Annotated in this window: 15 protein-coding genes and 1 tRNA gene; 7 read left to right on the plus strand and 9 right to left on the minus strand. The window is 70.8% G+C overall.

Annotated features, from left to right (window positions below; genetic code table 11):
• Positions 1-10: 10 nt before the first annotated feature.
• The 3 genes from F7P10_RS30060 to F7P10_RS30070 all read left to right on the plus strand — a co-directional run bounded on the left by F7P10_RS30060 (position 11) and on the right by F7P10_RS30070 (position 2,582).
• On the plus strand, positions 11-1,384 hold the full coding sequence (locus tag F7P10_RS30060; protein ID WP_151014391.1) for an NAD(P)/FAD-dependent oxidoreductase: 1,374 nt from the start codon (positions 11-13) through the stop codon (positions 1,382-1,384).
• Between the two features lie 92 nt (positions 1,385-1,476).
• A tRNA-Leu gene (locus tag F7P10_RS30065) sits at positions 1,477-1,549 on the plus strand.
• A 181-nt stretch (positions 1,550-1,730) separates the two neighbouring features.
• On the plus strand, positions 1,731-2,582 hold the full coding sequence (locus tag F7P10_RS30070) for a Bax inhibitor-1/YccA family protein (protein ID WP_151014392.1): 852 nt from the start codon (positions 1,731-1,733) through the stop codon (positions 2,580-2,582).
• Between the two features lie 154 nt (positions 2,583-2,736).
• Here the strand turns inward: F7P10_RS30070 and F7P10_RS30075 are convergent, their stop codons facing one another.
• From F7P10_RS30075 to F7P10_RS30085, 3 genes are all read right to left on the minus strand, one after another.
• Positions 2,737-2,964 carry a DUF4287 domain-containing protein gene (locus tag F7P10_RS30075; RefSeq protein ID WP_151014394.1) on the minus strand — a complete coding sequence of 76 codons (228 nt, stop codon included), beginning with the start codon at positions 2,962-2,964 and terminating at the stop codon, positions 2,737-2,739.
• Between the two features lie 239 nt (positions 2,965-3,203).
• Positions 3,204-4,424 (minus strand): acetyl-CoA C-acetyltransferase, encoded by a 1,221-nt coding sequence (locus tag F7P10_RS30080; protein ID WP_151014396.1) that lies wholly within the window; start codon positions 4,422-4,424, stop codon positions 3,204-3,206.
• 207 nt (positions 4,425-4,631) lie between these two features.
• Positions 4,632-5,663, minus strand: a complete 1,032-nt coding sequence (locus tag F7P10_RS30085) for an SGNH/GDSL hydrolase family protein (protein WP_151014404.1) — start codon at positions 5,661-5,663, stop codon at positions 4,632-4,634.
• A 177-nt stretch (positions 5,664-5,840) separates the two neighbouring features.
• On the opposite strand from F7P10_RS30085, the gene F7P10_RS30090 reads away from it, so the two are divergent.
• Positions 5,841-7,244 (plus strand): cystathionine beta-synthase, encoded by a 1,404-nt coding sequence (locus tag F7P10_RS30090; protein WP_151014406.1) that lies wholly within the window; start codon positions 5,841-5,843, stop codon positions 7,242-7,244.
• Positions 7,245-7,320: 76 nt separating this feature from the next.
• On the opposite strand, the gene F7P10_RS30095 is transcribed toward F7P10_RS30090, so the two are convergent.
• From F7P10_RS30095 to F7P10_RS30105, 3 genes are all read right to left on the minus strand, one after another.
• On the minus strand, positions 7,321-7,506 hold the full coding sequence (locus F7P10_RS30095) for a DUF397 domain-containing protein (RefSeq protein WP_151014408.1): 186 nt from the start codon (positions 7,504-7,506) through the stop codon (positions 7,321-7,323).
• Between the two features lie 31 nt (positions 7,507-7,537).
• The gene (locus tag F7P10_RS45545) at positions 7,538-7,666 is read right to left on the minus strand and encodes a DUF397 domain-containing protein (protein WP_368077426.1); all 129 of its coding nucleotides are present in this window, start codon (positions 7,664-7,666) and stop codon (positions 7,538-7,540) included.
• A 68-nt stretch (positions 7,667-7,734) separates the two neighbouring features.
• Positions 7,735-8,547 carry a helix-turn-helix transcriptional regulator gene (locus tag F7P10_RS30105; protein ID WP_151014412.1) on the minus strand — a complete coding sequence of 271 codons (813 nt, stop codon included), beginning with the start codon at positions 8,545-8,547 and terminating at the stop codon, positions 7,735-7,737.
• Positions 8,548-8,643: 96 nt separating this feature from the next.
• Here F7P10_RS30105 and F7P10_RS30110 point away from each other — a divergent pair, with 96 nt between their 5' ends.
• Positions 8,644-9,066: an ATP-binding protein gene (locus F7P10_RS30110; protein ID WP_151014414.1), complete on the plus strand. Its 423-nt coding sequence runs from the start codon at positions 8,644-8,646 to the stop codon at positions 9,064-9,066.
• A 129-nt stretch (positions 9,067-9,195) separates the two neighbouring features.
• Here F7P10_RS30110 and F7P10_RS30115 read toward each other — a convergent pair whose 3' ends face one another.
• Positions 9,196-11,361 carry an MMPL family transporter gene (locus F7P10_RS30115; RefSeq protein WP_151014416.1) on the minus strand — a complete coding sequence of 722 codons (2,166 nt, stop codon included), beginning with the start codon at positions 11,359-11,361 and terminating at the stop codon, positions 9,196-9,198.
• Between the two features lie 160 nt (positions 11,362-11,521).
• On the opposite strand from F7P10_RS30115, the gene F7P10_RS30120 reads away from it, so the two are divergent.
• Together F7P10_RS30120 and F7P10_RS30125 are read left to right on the plus strand one after the other, a co-directional pair.
• Positions 11,522-12,670 (plus strand): cystathionine gamma-synthase, encoded by a 1,149-nt coding sequence (locus F7P10_RS30120; RefSeq protein WP_151014417.1) that lies wholly within the window; start codon positions 11,522-11,524, stop codon positions 12,668-12,670.
• Positions 12,671-12,751: 81 nt separating this feature from the next.
• Positions 12,752-13,915: an alpha/beta hydrolase gene (locus tag F7P10_RS30125; protein WP_254716098.1), complete on the plus strand. Its 1,164-nt coding sequence runs from the start codon at positions 12,752-12,754 to the stop codon at positions 13,913-13,915.
• A gap of 200 nt (positions 13,916-14,115) precedes the next feature.
• Here the strand turns inward: F7P10_RS30125 and F7P10_RS30130 are convergent, their stop codons facing one another.
• On the minus strand, positions 14,116-14,664 hold the full coding sequence (locus F7P10_RS30130) for a hypothetical protein (protein WP_151014419.1): 549 nt from the start codon (positions 14,662-14,664) through the stop codon (positions 14,116-14,118).
• A 59-nt stretch (positions 14,665-14,723) separates the two neighbouring features.
• A complete protein-coding gene (locus F7P10_RS30135) occupies positions 14,724-15,248 on the minus strand; it encodes a DUF1772 domain-containing protein (RefSeq protein WP_218040182.1) in 525 nt (174 codons plus the stop codon).
• Positions 15,249-15,276: the final 28 nt, after the last annotated feature.

The following is a 15,276-nucleotide window of genomic DNA, read 5'->3' on the forward strand; positions in this document are numbered from 1 at the left end:
CCGGCCCGGTATGCCTTCCGAGCGCACCGCGGATTCCGCGAAGCACATCGTGATCGTCGGCGGCGGTTACGTCGGCATGTACACCGCGCTCCGCCTGCAGCGCAAGCTGCGGCGCGAGCTGCGCCGCGGCGAGGCGGCCATCACCGTCATCGATCCGCAGTCGTACATGACGTACCAGCCGTTCCTGCCCGAGGCCGCGGCCGGGAACGTCGAGCCCCGGCACGTCGTGGCCCCGCTGCGGGGCGTCCTGCCGCGCTGCCGCGTCGTCAACGGGTACGTGACGAAGATCGAGCACGCCAAGCGGCGGGTCACGCTCCGCCCGGCGGGAACGACCACCGCGGGCGTCCCGGAGCGGAACGTGTACTACGACCGGCTCGTCGTCGCCCTCGGGTCGATCTCCAAGACGCTGCCGATCCCGGGCCTCGCGGAGTGCGGCATCGGTTTCAAGACCATCGAGGAGGCCATCTTCCTGCGCAACCACGTCATCCACCAGCTCGACATCGCCGCGTCCAACCCGGACGACGAGCAGGTGCGGAAGCGCGCGCTGACGTTCGTGTTCGTCGGCGCCGGGTTCGCGGGCGTGGAGGCGATGGCGGAGCTGGAGGACATGGCCCGCATCGCCTGCCGCTGGTATCCGAACATCGATCCCGCCGAGATGCGCTGGACGATGGTCGAGGCCACCGACCGGATCCTGCCCGAGGTCGGGCCCGAGATGGGCCGGTGGACGGCGGACGCGCTGCGCGCCCGCGGCATCGAGGTGAAGCTGAACACGCTGCTGAAGTCCGCGCAGGGACGGCGCATCGTGCTGAGCGACGGCGAGGAGTTCGAGGCCGGCACGCTGGTGTGGACCGCGGGGGTGAAGCCGCACCCGGTCGTCAAGGACAGCGACCTGCCGCTGGACGAGCGCGGCCGCGTGCGGGCGACCGCCGAACTGACCGTCGACGGCGCCGAGCACGCCTACACCGCCGGGGACAACGCGGCCGTCCCCGACCTGTCCGGCACCGGCGAGTTCACGGCGCCGAACGCGCAGCACGCCGTCCGGCAGGCCAAGCGGCTCGCCGACAACATCGTCGCGGACATGCGCGGCCGCCCGCGAAAGCCGTACGAGCACGCCTACGTCGGGTCGGTCGCCAGTCTCGGCCTGCACAAGGGCGTCGCGAACGTGTACGGGATGAAGCTGCGCGGCTGGCCGGCGTGGTTCATGCACCGCACCTACCACCTGTCGCGGATGCCGACCGTGAACCGCAAGGCGCGGATCACCGCGGACTGGACGCTCGCCATGTTCTTCCGCCGCGAGATGGTCTCGCTCGGCGAACTGGAGCGCCCGCACGAGGAGTTCGAGCTGGCCGCGGGGCGCCTGCAGGACGTGCCGGCCCCGCACTGAGCCGTCCGGGCCGTCCGGCCGGGGGAAGGCGGGGCGCACCGTACCTATCGGTTTCCACCGGGCGGCCCGTGTTCTCCGGGTATGATTGCGCCGCCCCTGTAGCCCAATGGCAGAGGCGGGCTCCCTAAAAGAGCTTTTGTGTCGGTTCGAATCCGACCAGGGGCATGTGCGCCGGGCCGGCGTCCGATCGCGGACGCCGGCCCGGCGCGTTCCCGGCCGGTCGCCGGGCAGCCGGTCGCCGGGCCGGTCGCGATTCCGCCGCGTTCGCCGCATCGTGATCAGACCTCGGTGCGGCGGGTACCCACGTTTACACTGGAGACCGGTTCGATCAACATGGAGGCTCCGAATGGAGAGCAGGAACCCGGCGTTCCGGGGCCGTTCCTTCCAGAAACGCGCGGACGGCGCCGCGTACGGCGCCCCCGGGCACTACGGCGCGCCGGGCATGGAGCAGGGGTACGGGGCGCCCGGGTACGGCGGCTCCGGGTACGGCGTGCAGGCACCGCCGGAGGCTCCGCCGGTCACCCGCCCGATGACCATCGACGACGTCGTCGTCCGCGGGTTCATGACGCTGGTCACCCTGGTGGTCACCGGCGCGCTGGCCTGGGCGCTGGTGCCCGTCGAGCTGGCGGTACCGGTGATGGTCGTGGCGCTGCTCGCGATGATCGGCGTCTGGGCGTTCATCACGTTCGGCCGCAAGGCCAACGCTCCGCTGGTGCTGGCGTTCGCCGCGATCTACGGCGTCGCCGTCGGCATCATCAGCCACGCCTACAACGACGTTTACCACGGCGTGGTGTTCCAGGCCGTGATCGGGACGGCGCTCGCGTTCGCCGCCACGCTCGCCGCGTACGCGCTGCGGATCGTCAGGGTCACGCCGAAGTTCGTCCGGTTCGTCATCGCGGCGGGCGCGGCCCTCGTCGGACTGATGATCGTCAATCTGCTGGTGCAGGTGTTCGGCGGCGACGGCGGCATCGGCATCCGCGACCCGGAGAACCCGCTCGCGTACGTGTTCAGTGTCGCGGCGATCCTGGTGGGCTGCTTCTTCCTGCTGCTGGACTTCGACTCCGTCGAGCAGGGCGTCCGGGCCGGGGCGCCGGAGAAGTTCGCCTGGTACTGCGCGTTCGGCCTGGTGCTGAGCCTCGTCTGGATCTACCTGGAGATCCTGCGGCTGCTGTCGTACTTCTACGCCGGTCGCGACTGACGCGGGGCGTCCGCGCGGAAATCAGCCCCTCGCCGTTCCGGGGAGGGGCTGATCCGTGCGGGATCTCTGCGCCGGAGGCGCGACGGCTCGGGCGCCGCGCCGGCGGGGATGTTCCGTGGCGGGATCCCGCCGGGTTCGGGGTGCGCCGGCCGCTTCAGTAGTGGCGGGCGCGGCGGGCGCGCTCGTGCTCGCGCACCAGCGCGGCGGCGTAGCCGTGCGTCAGGTTGTGCTCGTCGGCCAGCCAGGTGCTGCGTTCCTCGCAGCGCGAGAACGACGGTCCGTTCTCGATCGCGGTGAACCACTCGGGAAGGTCACGTCCGGTGACTTGCGGGATGCGGGCTATCAGCTTGCTGTGCGTCTCCGGCGAGTGGTTCAGTGACAATGTGCACCTCCAGGTCGCGGGGCTCTTCCTGGCACTGTGCAACACACACCCGGATGTGACAAGACCCTAACGGGGACCTATCCGTTGCGTAACGTAGATCATTCATGACGATGACCGGCGGGTAACGCGCGGGCGACCCGCCTGGACGGCCTACACGGACGGCCCGCGCGGGGGCGCCGGAGCGCCCGCCGCGCGGGCCGTTCGGTTCGTCCGGTGGCCGGTCGGTCCGGCCGTCCGGGTCAGGACAGGCGCTCGAGCACCATCGCCATGCCCTGGCCGCCGCCGACGCACATGGTCTCCAGGCCGAACTGCTTGTCGTGGAACTTCAGGCCGTTCAGCAGCGTGGAGGTGATGCGGGCGCCGGTCATGCCGAACGGGTGGCCGACCGCGATCGCGCCGCCGTTGACGTTCAGCTTGTCGATGTCGATGCCGAGGTCCTCGGCGGACGGCAGCACCTGCGCGGCGAACGCCTCGTTGATCTCGACGAGGTCGATGTCGTCGATCGTCATCCCGGCCCTGGCCAGCGCCTGCCGGGACGCCTCGACCGGGCCGAGGCCCATGATCTCGGGCGACAGGCCGGTCACGCCGGTCGACACGACCCGCGCGAGCGGGGTGATGCCGAGTTCGGCGGCCTTGGTGTCGCTCATGATGACGACCGCGGCGGCGCCGTCGTTCAGCGGGCAGCAGTTGCCCGCGGTGACCGTCCCGTCCGGGCGGAAGGTCGGCTTGAGCTGCGACACCTTCTCGTAGGTGGTGCCCGGCCGGGGGCCGTCGTCCTTGGCGACGACGGTGCCGTCCGGCAGCGTCACCGGGGTGATGTCCTTCTCCCAGAAGCCGTTGGCGATGGCCTTCTCGGCGAGGTTCTGCGAGCGGACGCCGAACTCGTCCTGCGCCTGGCGGGTCACGCCGCGCATCGAGGCGAGGTTCTCGGCGGTCTGCCCCATCGCGATGTAGACGTCCGGGATCAGGCCGTCCTCGCGCGGGTCGTGCCACACGCCGGCGCCGCCCTCGGCGGCCTTGTCGGCGCGGGCCTGCGCGTCCGCGAACACCGGGTTCTTGGTGTCGGGCAGCCCGTCGCTGTTGCCCTTGGCGAAGCGGCTGACGGTCTCGACGCCCGCCGAGACGATCACGTCGGCCTCGCCCGCCTTGATCGCGTGCAGGCCCATCCGGGTCGTCTGCAGCGAGGACGAGCAGTAGCGGGTGATCGTGGCGCCGGGCACGCTGTCCCAGCCGAGCAGGACCGACACCACGCGGGCCATGTTGTAGCCCTGCTCGCCGCCGGGCAGGCCGCAGCCGAGCAGCAGGTCGTCGATCTGGGACGGCTGCAGCTGCGGGACCTTCGCCATCGCGGCGTTGATCATCTGGACGGTGAGGTCGTCGGGCCGGATGTCCTTCAGCGACCCCTTGAAGGCGCGGCCGATCGGCGAGCGAGCGGTCGCGACGATGACTGCCTCGGGCATGTGCGGGTCTCCTGTCTCGAGCGGCCGGTCGGCGAACCGGCGCCCCCTGCGGTGCGGTTGCGGCGGACGGTGTTACTCGCCGGTCATCAGCAATGTAGCCGCACGTCCTCCGCCCGGTACACGGCGGGGGGCCGGGTGTGTTGACGATGAGTCAAATAAGTACTGACTTACTCGGATCCGCGCAATTCACGCCTTTCACTTGCGCGTTCACGATGTTGCGGGGTCGGGTTCCGTCCGCGATCCGGCCCCGGATCCGGTGTCCGGCTCCGTCGCCGACCGGCGCCGCAGCAGCCGGGCCCACCGGCCGCGCGGCCCCCGCTCTCGGCCCGCCACCGACGCGCCCGACACCTCCGTGCCGGCCAGCTCCGCCGCCGCTGCCGCCGCCCGGTACACCGGCAGGACCCCGTCGCCGATCCGCGTCCGCAGCGGCCACGCCTCCAGATCGGGCTCCAGCTCCAGCGCCGCCGCCAGCGACGGCAGCAGCGCCGCCGCGGCGGCCGCGTAGCCCCGCGCCGACGGGTGGTACCGGTCCGCGCTGAACATCGTGTGCGGGTCCGCGGCGAACTCCCGGCCGAGCAGGTCGCCGATCGACACCGACCGTCCGCCCCGCTCCACCACCGCGATCGTCTGCGCCGCCGCGAGCTGCCGGCTCGCCCGCCGCGCGATCCACCGCAGCGGCTGCATCAGCGGCTTCACCGACCCGAGGTCGGGGCAGGTGCCCGCGACCACCTGGGCACCCGCGTCCCGCAGCCGCCCCACCGCGCCCGCCAGGTGCCGGACGGAATCGGCCGCCGGCACCCGCGACGTCACGTCGTTCGCCCCCACCATGACCACCGCGACGTCCGGGCGGACCTCCAGGGCGCGCTCCACCTGCCCGCCGAGGGCCGACGACCGGGCGCCCGGCAGCGCCACGTTCGTCAGCCGCACCGGCCGTCCCGCCATCGCCGCCAGCCCGCTCGCCAGTACCGCGGCGGGCGTTTCGGCCGGGTCGTGCACGCCCAGGCCCGCCGCCGTCGAGTCGCCGAGCACCACCAGCGACAGCGGCGCCCGCCCGTACATCTCGCCGTACAGGCCGTCCGCACGCGGCGGGTCACCGTTCGGCGTCGCCAGGATGATCTTCCTGGCCAGCCGCATCTCCATCACCACGAGCGCGAACGTGGCGCCGCCGAGGGCGGTGATCCCCCCGCCCCCGTAGGCGGCCGCCGCCGCGATGCGGCGCGCCGTGAACGCTCTCAGCATGCCACGCTACCCTCCGTGATCCCCGCTGCATACCCGCCGCCCATCTTGTTGATGCCCGCCCGGGCCGATCTGGGCTAACGTCGGGAATGGAGATCTAACCGGGCCGTGCCGGGTCGTCCGCGCGAACCGCGGGCCCGATCGGGCAGGCCGAACACGCGGAACGACAAGGATGTCGACGTGCACGTACACGATTCGCTGGTCGAGCTGATGGGCAACACCCCGCTCGTTCGGCTGCGCAAGGTGACCGAGGGCTACACGCGGGGCCGGGTGCCCCAGGTGTTCGCCAAGGTGGAGTACTTCAACCCCGGCGGCTCGGTGAAGGACCGCATCGCGGTCCGGATGATCGACGCCGCGGAGGCGTCCGGAGAGCTGCGGCCCGGCGGGACGATCGTCGAGCCGACGTCCGGCAACACCGGGGTCGGGCTCGCCATCGTCGCCCAGGAGCGCGGCTACCGCTGCGTGTTCGTCTGCCCGGACAAGGTCGCCAAGGACAAGATCGACGTCCTGCGCGCGTACGGCGCCGAAGTCGTCGTGTGCCCCACCGCCGTGAACCCGGACCACCCCGACTCCTACTACTCGGTGTCGGACCGGCTCACCGCCGAGATCCCGGACGCCTGGAAGCCGAACCAGTACGCGAACCCGCAGAACCCGGCGTCCCACTACGCGACGACCGGTCCCGAACTGTGGGAGCAGACCGAGGGCCGCATCACGCACTTCGTCGCGGGCATCGGCACCGGCGGCACGATCAGCGGCGCCGGGAAGTACCTCAAGGAGGTCTCCGGCGGGCGCGTGCAGGTGATCGGCGCCGACCCGGAGGGCTCGGTGTACTCCGGCGGCACCGGCCGCCCCTACCTGACCGAGGGCGTCGGCGAGGACATCTGGCCCGACACCTACGACCGCGAGATCTGCGACCGGGTCATCGCCGTCTCCGACAAGGACTCCTTCGTCATGACCCGCCGGCTCGCCCGCGAGGACGCCCTCCTCGTCGGCGGCTCCTGCGGCATGGCGGTCGTCGCCGCGCTGCGCGTCGCCGCCGAGGCCGACGACGACGCGGTCATCGTCGTCCTGCTCCCGGACGGCGGCCGCGGCTACCTCTCGAAGATCTTCAACGACGAGTGGATGAGCCAGTACGGGTTCAGCGAGGAGAGGTCCGCGACGGAGACGACGGTGGGCGACGTCCTGGCCCACAAGACGGGCGAGCTCATCCCGAACTTCGTGCACATGCACCCCACCGAGTCGGTCGGCGAGGCGGTGAAGGTCCTGCGCGAGTTCGGCGTGTCGCAGATGCCCGTGGTCGCCCCCGGCGCGGGCCACCCCGACGTGATGGCCGGCGAGGTGGTCGGCGCCGTCGAGGAGCGCGTCCTCCTGCACGCCCTGTACGCCGACCAGGCCGGATCGGACGATCCCCTCGAGAAGCACATGAGCCCGCCGCTCCCGGTCGTCGGCTCCGGCGAGCCGGTGGCGCGGATGGTGTCCGTCCTCGAGAACCGGGACGCGGTGGTGGTCCTGGTCGACGGCAAGCCTTCCGGCATCGTCACCCGCCAGGACGTCCTCAGCTACCTCGCCGACACCCGCCCCTGACCGACGCCCCGCGCCCCCGACGCCGACGCCGAACGGCCTCGCCCACCAGCCGGGCGAGGCCGTTCGTGCGAGGGGATCAGGCGTTCGGGGTGTCCGCCTTGATGCGGGACAGGAGGGTCGCGAACGTCCGACGGGAGACCGTCAGGTGCCCGCCTTCCGGGTTCTTGCTGTCCCGGACTCCCAGACCGACGGCGAGGTCGGCGACCTCAACGCACTCATTCCCGCTGGTGTCGCTGTGTGAACTCTTCCGCCAGTGAATCACTGCACGGCCTCCATGACCTCTGCGAGGGGGGTCAGGCGTTCGGGTCGTCCGCCTTGATGCGGTTGAGGAGGGCCGCGAAGGCTCCCCGGGAGATCGTCAGGTGCCCGCCTTCTGGGGTCTTGCTGTCGCGCACGCCGATCGAGGTCCCCAGGGGCGCCAACTCGACACATTCCTGGCCACCGGCTCCGCCGGTACCGCTTCGGCTGGACTTGCGCCATACGGGCTTACTCACTGCATGGCCTCCATCACTTCGGCTATGAGATTCCGTGAGCAATCTCGAGACAGGGCATCAGCACCTATCCGGTCGTACTTTACTCGGCACGCTCGGACCTTGGTGGGGTCGGAGACGAGTCGCCCGCCACCGACTGCCTCAGACCATGAATGATCAACGCCATCGCACTCCAGGAGGGTGAACGAGCCATCGATGCCGGGATGCGCCCCCAACGATCTGGGCACCACCCGAATCACGATGTTGGGGCGGTGCGAGAGATTGATCAAGTGGTCGAGTTGGACGCGCATGACGTCCGGGCCGCCGATAGGGTCCTGGAGGACCGATTCCTTGATCAAGATCCATAGTTCGGGTGGCCGGGGTGCCGCAAGAACCTGCTGTCGCGCCATGCGTTCTTCTACGGCCTGATCCACGTCATCAACAAGTTCGCCGCTGAGCACCAGAGCGCGCGTGTACTCCTCGGTTTGGAGAAGTCCGTGAAGGGCCAGCGCCGAGTACGCCCTGATGGCCTCGGCTTTCCTCTCATATCGGGTGTACTGGTCGAACCAGTCGGGATTGTGTGAACTCTCTGCAAGGTTACGTAGCCGTGCAAAGTGGCCGCGAGTTTTCCAAATCCGGTCAAGAGCTTCGGCTCGTCCCTTCGGTAGCTTGGCGCTGCCCGACTCCCAGTTCGAAACCGTCGAAATATCCACGCCTAGCAGTGCCCCCAGTTCGGCCTGTGACAGGTTGCGTTCGAGTCGCCATACGCGCAGGTCAACGGCCAGCCAGTGCCAGTGAGAGCTATCGGGGTCAAGGTGGTCCGCGCGCGCCATTCAAGATCCTTAAGTTTGAGATTGTTGGATTCAACAGTTCTCAGAGTACATCCCATTGGCAATCTGGTCTCGGAAACGACGAGGGGAGGTGCCCGAATGGGAATGACGATCGCGTGTGCCGGGGCGGGGCGGCACGTGTACTCCGGACGGTGGCATGCGTGGGAAGAGACCGTTTACCTGTCTCGGACTCTGGTGGACGAAGCAGTAACGGCGTGGCGCTGCGAACATCTGCGGGACGACGCCCGTGTCATCGTCTCGGAACTGGTCACCAACAGCGTGCGAGCGGATCGCGGCGGGCTGATCGAGGTCCGCCTCACAAATCACAACGGCGCGGTAATGGGGATCAGGGTGTGGGACAACAGCCCGCGCCGACCCGAGGATCGGCACCCCGGCGAGCTTGGCGAGCGCGGGCGGGGCCTGTTCATCGTCCGGGCGCTCACCAACGACGCGTGCGGCTGGGAGTACCTCCCGGCCGCGCAAGGCGGCGGCAAGGTGGTATGGGCGACGCTCGCGGTGTGATCGGAAAAAGGGAGGCCCCCGGCTCGACGTGCGAGCCGGGGGCCTCACCCTTGCGAGGGTGCCGGGTTGCGGGGCGGTCTGTGGGCGGCTTTTCCGACCGCTCCGCAACCCGGCGTCTGTGGGTTCCCGCTAGGAGCGGGTTCCGGACGGTGCGTACTGCTCCTCGGCCGGGTCCGCGGAGCCGGCGGGCGGCTCCTTCGGCCCGGCGCGTCCCGGCCACCAGGCGCGCTCGCCCAGCAGGGCGGTGACGCCCGGCACCAGGAAGATCGACATCACGAAGGCGGAGAGCGCGATGCCCAGCGCGATCGAGAAGCCCATCTGCTGCAGCATCGAGACGCTCGCCAGCAGCATCACCGAGAACGTCCCGGCCAGGATCAGGCCCGCCGCGGCGACCGTCGGGCCGCCGTGCTGGACGGCCAGGGCCGCGGCCTTGCGCGGCGCGTGGCCCTGCTTGGCCTCCTCGCGGAGCCGCGCGGTCATCAGGATGTTGTAGTCGGTCCCGATGGCCAGCACGAACAGGTAGAGCATGATCGGCAGGTGGAAGATCTCTCCCGGTTCGCCCAGCAGCCCCTGGAAGACGAACACCGCGGAACCCAGCGTGGCGGCGTAGCCGAGCAGCACCGCCGGGACCAGGTACAGCGGGGCGACGACCGAGCGGAGCAGCAGGAGCAGGATCACCGCGATCAGCACGCCGGCGACCGGGAGGATCACCGACAGGTCGCGGTTGACGACCTTGTTGATGTCGGCGTAGATCGCCGCCTCGCCGCCGACGTACGCCTTCGTGCCCTCCGGCGCGAGGTCGTGCACGGCCGGGTTGAGTTCGTCCTTGACCAGGTTGATGGACTCGTTGCTGACCGGGTTGCCGTCCAGCAGGAGGTTGACGCGGCCGACCTTCGGGTCCTGGCCGAGTTCGGCGGGGGCGACGCCGCCCACGCCCGGCAGCGACTTGGCCTCCGCGCCGAAGGCGTCCAGCTCGGCCTTCGTCAGCGGCTGCCCGTCGGTGGACTCGAACATGACCTTCACGGGGCGGGTCTGGCCCGCCGGGAAGCCCTTCTCCATGTCCTTCATGGCCATCGCGGACTCGGTGTCCTGCGGGAAGCTGGACTGGAAGTCGTAGTTGGACTTGAAGCCCAGGACGCCCGTGGACAGCGCGATCATCACGGCGGCCGCGGCCAGCGCGACGATCGCCGGGCGCTTGCCGACCAGCCCGCCGAGCTTGGTCGACACGGTGCCCTTCGGCTCCTTCTTCCACGCCTTGGACGGCCAGAACACCGCGGTGCCGAGGATCGACAGCAGCGCCGGGAACACCGTCAGCGACGTGATGCCCATGACGACGACGCCGATGGCGAGCGACGGGCCCCACGCGGCGAAGATCCCGAAGGACGCCAGCATCAGCACGATGAACGTGGCGGCGATGGCCGCGGCGGCGGAGGTGATGACCTCGCCGACCCGCTCGACCGCCCGGATCAGCGCCTCCTTGCGCTCCACCCCGGCCCGTAGCAGTTCGCGGTAGCGGAACAGCACGAACAGGTAGTAGTCGGCGCCGACGCCGAACAGGACGATCGTCAGGATGATCTGCAGGCTGTCGTCACCGGAGAAGTCGAGCAGCTTGGACGCGGAGCCGATCAGGCCCATCGACAGCTGCTCGGTGACGATGATCACGATGATCGGCAGGATCGCGGCCAGCGGCGCCCGGAAGATCAGCAGGATCAGCCCGATGATCAGCGCGAAGGTGGCGACGGTGATCAGCAGGAAGGACTGGGTGAAGGAGTCCTCGTTGTCCACGAACATCGCGATGTCGCCGCCGACCTTGGCCTCGAGGTTGCCGCCCAGTACCTCGGGCAGCTTCTCGCGGAGGTCCTTGATGGCCTGGCTCTGCTCCTGGGCCTCGGCCCCGGTCGCCATCTCCATCGGCACGGTGATCAGCTGGATGGACTTGTTGGGCGCCACCAGCTCCGGACTGGTGATGAACCCCTGGACGGTCGGGTACTCGTCCTTCTCGGCCGTCAGCGTCTTGGCCGCTTCCGTGATCTTGGCGGTGTCCTGCGGGGTGATCTGCCCGCCGTCGCTGCGCTGGACCACGATCAGCGAGCTGGCCTCGGCCTGCTGCGGGAACGCGTCCGTCTCCAGCTCGACGGCCTGGACGGACTCGTACCCGGAGGGCAGGAACTCGCCCTGGTCGGATTCGGTTGTCAGTTTGGGGGAGAAGGCGATGATGACGACTGCCGCCGCCAGCCAGGCCACGATCGTCCACCACGGGTGTCTCACGACGAAGCGTGCGAGCCCAGCGAACATGCGTCTTTCCTTCGGTTCTGGAGGATGTGTAGCGGATGCGTATCAAACGGTAGAGACTCGGCGCCTCCTTGAGGTCACCCCGTGCGCCGAATTCGGACGTGATACCTCGGGGGAGTGCCTCCTCCTACAGGAGGGCACCACGGCGGATAGCCTCGTCCCCATGGACAACGACGTTCACCTGGGTTTCGAAACGGTGGCCATCCACGCCGGTCAGGAGCCGGACCCCGTCACGGGGGCGGTCGTGCCGCCGATCTACCAGGTCTCGACCTATAAGCAGGACGGCATCGGGGGCCTGCGCGGCGGCTACGAGTACTCGCGATCGGCGAATCCCACGCGTACGTCGCTGGAGGTATGCCTCGCCGAGATCGAGGGCGGCGTGCGGGGACTGGCGTTCGCGTCCGGGCTCGCCGCCGAGGACGCGCTGCTGCGCACGGTCTGCCGCCCGGGCGACCACGTGATCATCCCGAACGACGCCTACGGGGGCACCTACCGGCTGTTCGCGAAGGTCGCCGAGCCGTGGGGCGTCGCGTTCGACCCGGTGCCGCTCGGGGACGTCGCCGCGGTGCGGGCCGCCGTCCGTCCGGACACGCGGATCATCTGGGTGGAGACGCCGACGAACCCGCTGCTCGGCGTGGCCGACATCGCGGCGCTCGCCTCGGTCGCCCGGGACGCCGGCGCGCTGCTCGTCGTCGACAACACCTTCGCCTCGCCCTACCTGCAGCGCCCGCTGGAGCTCGGCGCCGACGTCGTCGTGCACTCCACCACCAAGTACATCGGCGGGCACTCCGACGTGGTCGGCGGCGCGCTGATCGTCGCGGACCCGGCCCTCGGCGAGCGGCTCGCGTTCAACCAGAACTCGATGGGCGCGGTCGCGGGCCCGTTCGACGCCTGGCTGACGCTGCGCGGCATCAAGACCCTCGGCGTCCGCATGGACCGGCACTGCGCGAACGCCGAACGGGTCGTCGACATGCTCACGCGGCACCCGTCCGTCCGGCGGGTCCTGTACCCGGGGCTGCCCGAGCACCCGGGGCACGAGATCGCCGCCAAGCAGATGAAGGGGTTCGGCGGCATGGTCTCCTTCCGGATGGAGTCGGAGGAGGCGGCCGTCCGCGTCTGCGAGCGGACGAAGCTGTTCACCCTGGGCGAGTCGCTCGGCGGGGTCGAGTCGCTCATCGAGCACCCCGGCCGGATGACGCACGCGTCGGCCGCCGGATCGCCCCTGGAGGTGCCCGCCGACCTGGTGCGGCTCTCCGTCGGCATCGAGGACGCCGGAGATCTCCTCCGCGACCTCGAAACGGCACTGAGCTGAACGAACCACCCTTCCCGCGCCGAACTTGATCAAAACATCTATGATGAGCGCGCCAGGTTTCCAGGTGCGAAGGGGTCCCGGGTGCGCAAGGCAGTGGTGTTCAGCGCGGCTCTCGCGGCGACGTGCGCGTCGGCCGTGGCCGTCCCGTTGACGGCGCAGGCGGCGGCCCCCGGCCCCACGGCCACGCCCGCACCGTCCACCCCGGCGCCGGACGCCACGACCGGCCCGTCGGACGCGCCGGAGACGCCGGAGGCACCGGGGACGCCCGCCGAGCCGGAGGCCCCGGCCGGCTCCACGGCCGACGGCACCGTCACCGCCAGCGCCGTGATGGTGACGCCCGAGCTGCCGAAGACCGAGACCTACCCGTACGGCCCCGGCGAGCGGCAGCAGGTCGACGCCTACTGGACGACGTCCGAGCGCGGCACCGCGCCGCGTCCGGCCGTCCTGGTCGTGCACGGCGGCTACTGGCTGCAGGGCGACAAGAGCGCCTGGGAGTACTTCGCGCGGCGCCTCGTCGCCGACGGCTACGTCGTCCTGGCGACGAACTACCGGCTCGCGCCCGCCGCGCAGTGGCCCGCCCAGCGCACCGACGTGGCGGCGGCGCTGAACTTCCTCAAGACCAACGCCGCCCGCTGGAACGCCGACCCCGAGCGCGTCGTCGTGATCGGCTCGTCCTCCGGCGGGCACCTCGCCACCCAGCTCGGCACCTACGGCGACGGCGGCGAGCGCGTCCGCGGCGTGGTCGCCCTGTCCCCGCCGAACGACCCCGAGCTCGCCTACACCGACGGCGCCGCGCCCACCGCCGACCACCGGCAGCAGAAGCTGCGCCGCGCCGTCGTCGAGCTGCTCGGCTGCGACCCGGCCGAGTCCGCCGCCGGGTCGCGCTGCTGGCGGCTGCTCGCCGACGCCAAGTCCGAGACCCACGTCTCCGCCGGAGACGCCCCGATGCTGTTCATGCACGGGACGAGCGAGTTCGTCCCGGTCGCCGAGAGCCGCGGCCTGGCGACCGCGCTGCGCGCCGCCGGGATCGAGGCGACGATCAAGACGGTCGAGGGGGCCGGGCACGCGGCCGAGCTGCTCAACGACCCCGACGCCTACCCGACGATCGCCGAGTGGCTCGAGCGGCACCTCGCCCCGGAACCGTCCGGTGGCGCCCCGGTCGGCGAGGACGACGAGGGCGACGACGACGAACCGCCCGTCGAGCTCCCGAGCGCCCTCCCGACCCAGCGCGCCACCGACGACTGACGCCGCTCCAGGCGCCGGTCAGTGTCATGGTGGGGGAGGCCCCCCACCCGCCGGAACGGCGGGCTGACCGTCGCCTCCCGCTCCGCCAGGGCTCCGCTCCAGGCGCCGGTCAGTGTCATTGTGGGGGGACGACCCCCCACAGCCCCTGGAACGGCTGACCGGCGCCTTCCGCTCCGCCAGGGCTCCGCTCCAGGCGCCGGTCAGCCGTTCCAGACCATCAGCACCAGGATCACCAGCCAGATCAGCGCGACCACGCCGGACAGCGCCGCGATCCGGCCGCGCTCGACCTGCGCGACGTCCGCGCCGGGCGCGTCCTCCCGGACGGCCTCCCGCGCTTCCTGCCTTTCGGCCTCCTCGGTCTTCTCGACCTTCGGCTTCTCCCCGCCGTCCGCGGCCTCGGCCGGTGCAGAGGCGGGGGCGGGGGCGCCCGCGGCCTCCAGCAGGTGCACCGCGCGGCGCTGGTCCCGGTCCACGATCAGCAGCAGCACCAGCGCGACGATGAACAGCGTCATAGACGCCGACAGCCACACCTGGTCGAACTGCCCGTTCGCCAGGAAGATGCCGAACAGGAAGACGCCCAGGCACGCCACGCCGTAGATCTGCGTGGTCCGGTTCAGGTACCGGACGACCGACGTGTTGCGCTTGCGGATGTAGCGCGGCGTGGACATCGTCGCGGCGGTCAGCGGTCCCAGCGTGAAGATCGCGAAGCCGATGTGCAGGATCAGCAGCAGGTGGTCGGAAGTCGACATGACGCCGACCCTATGGCCTGTGGACCGGAGCCGTGGCGGAGGCGGCCCGAACGGCCGCGTCAGGTCGCCGGACGGCCGTCCCGGCGCAGGCGGGCGAGGGCCACGGCGGCCAGCAGCAGGCTCGCGCCGCTCGCCACCGTGCGGATCTGGTTGAAGAGCTGCCAGCGGCCCGAATAGTCCGCCCAGACGCGCCGGGCCTCCTCGGCCGAGGCCGGGACCGCGACGGCGGCGAGGTCCTCGTTCATCGGGACGTTCACCAGCATCGTCAGCAGCAGGCCGCCGCCCAGGTAGACGGCGGCGGCGACCGCCAGCAGCACGGCCGGTGCGCGCCGCCGGGCCCGTAGGGCGAGGACGGCCGCGAGCGCCATGACCGCCGGGGTCAGGAAGAACGCCGGGAAGAACACGGCGTTGCGCACCGACGCGTTCATGGACTGCATCGCCGCGATCGCCACGCGCGGATCCGCGTCGTCCAGGCCCCACATGGTCGAGCACACCCAGGCGTAGAAGAAACCGAACACCGCGCCGCCGAACATGATCGCGGCGATCCCCGCCCCGAGCGCCGCATCGATCCGCCGTCCCGTCACGGCGGCCTCCCTCCGATAGAACCGAACT

Origin of the sequence: Actinomadura sp. WMMB 499 (genome assembly GCF_008824145.1) — a bacterium.
GTDB lineage: Bacteria > Actinomycetota > Actinomycetes > Streptosporangiales > Streptosporangiaceae > Spirillospora.

What these genes read in the sequence shown, in the direction of transcription:
- F7P10_RS30085 (WP_151014404.1), bottom strand. Translation starts at nt 5,663, where the DNA reads ATGCTGAGAGCGTTCACGGCGCGCCGCATCGCGGCGGCGGCCGCCTAC.
- F7P10_RS30130 (WP_151014419.1), bottom strand. Translation starts at nt 14,664, where the DNA reads ATGTCGACTTCCGACCACCTGCTGCTGATCCTGCACATCGGCTTCGCG.
- F7P10_RS30080 (WP_151014396.1), bottom strand. Translation starts at nt 4,424, where the DNA reads ATGCCCGAGGCAGTCATCGTCGCGACCGCTCGCTCGCCGATCGGCCGC.
- F7P10_RS30110 (WP_151014414.1), top strand. Translation starts at nt 8,644, where the DNA reads ATGGGAATGACGATCGCGTGTGCCGGGGCGGGGCGGCACGTGTACTCC.
- F7P10_RS30070 (WP_151014392.1), top strand. Translation starts at nt 1,731, where the DNA reads ATGGAGAGCAGGAACCCGGCGTTCCGGGGCCGTTCCTTCCAGAAACGC.
- F7P10_RS30115 (WP_151014416.1), bottom strand. Translation starts at nt 11,361, where the DNA reads ATGTTCGCTGGGCTCGCACGCTTCGTCGTGAGACACCCGTGGTGGACG.
- F7P10_RS30060 (WP_151014391.1), top strand. Translation starts at nt 11, where the DNA reads ATGCCTTCCGAGCGCACCGCGGATTCCGCGAAGCACATCGTGATCGTC.
- F7P10_RS30120 (WP_151014417.1), top strand. Translation starts at nt 11,522, where the DNA reads ATGGACAACGACGTTCACCTGGGTTTCGAAACGGTGGCCATCCACGCC.
- F7P10_RS30105 (WP_151014412.1), bottom strand. Translation starts at nt 8,547, where the DNA reads ATGGCGCGCGCGGACCACCTTGACCCCGATAGCTCTCACTGGCACTGG.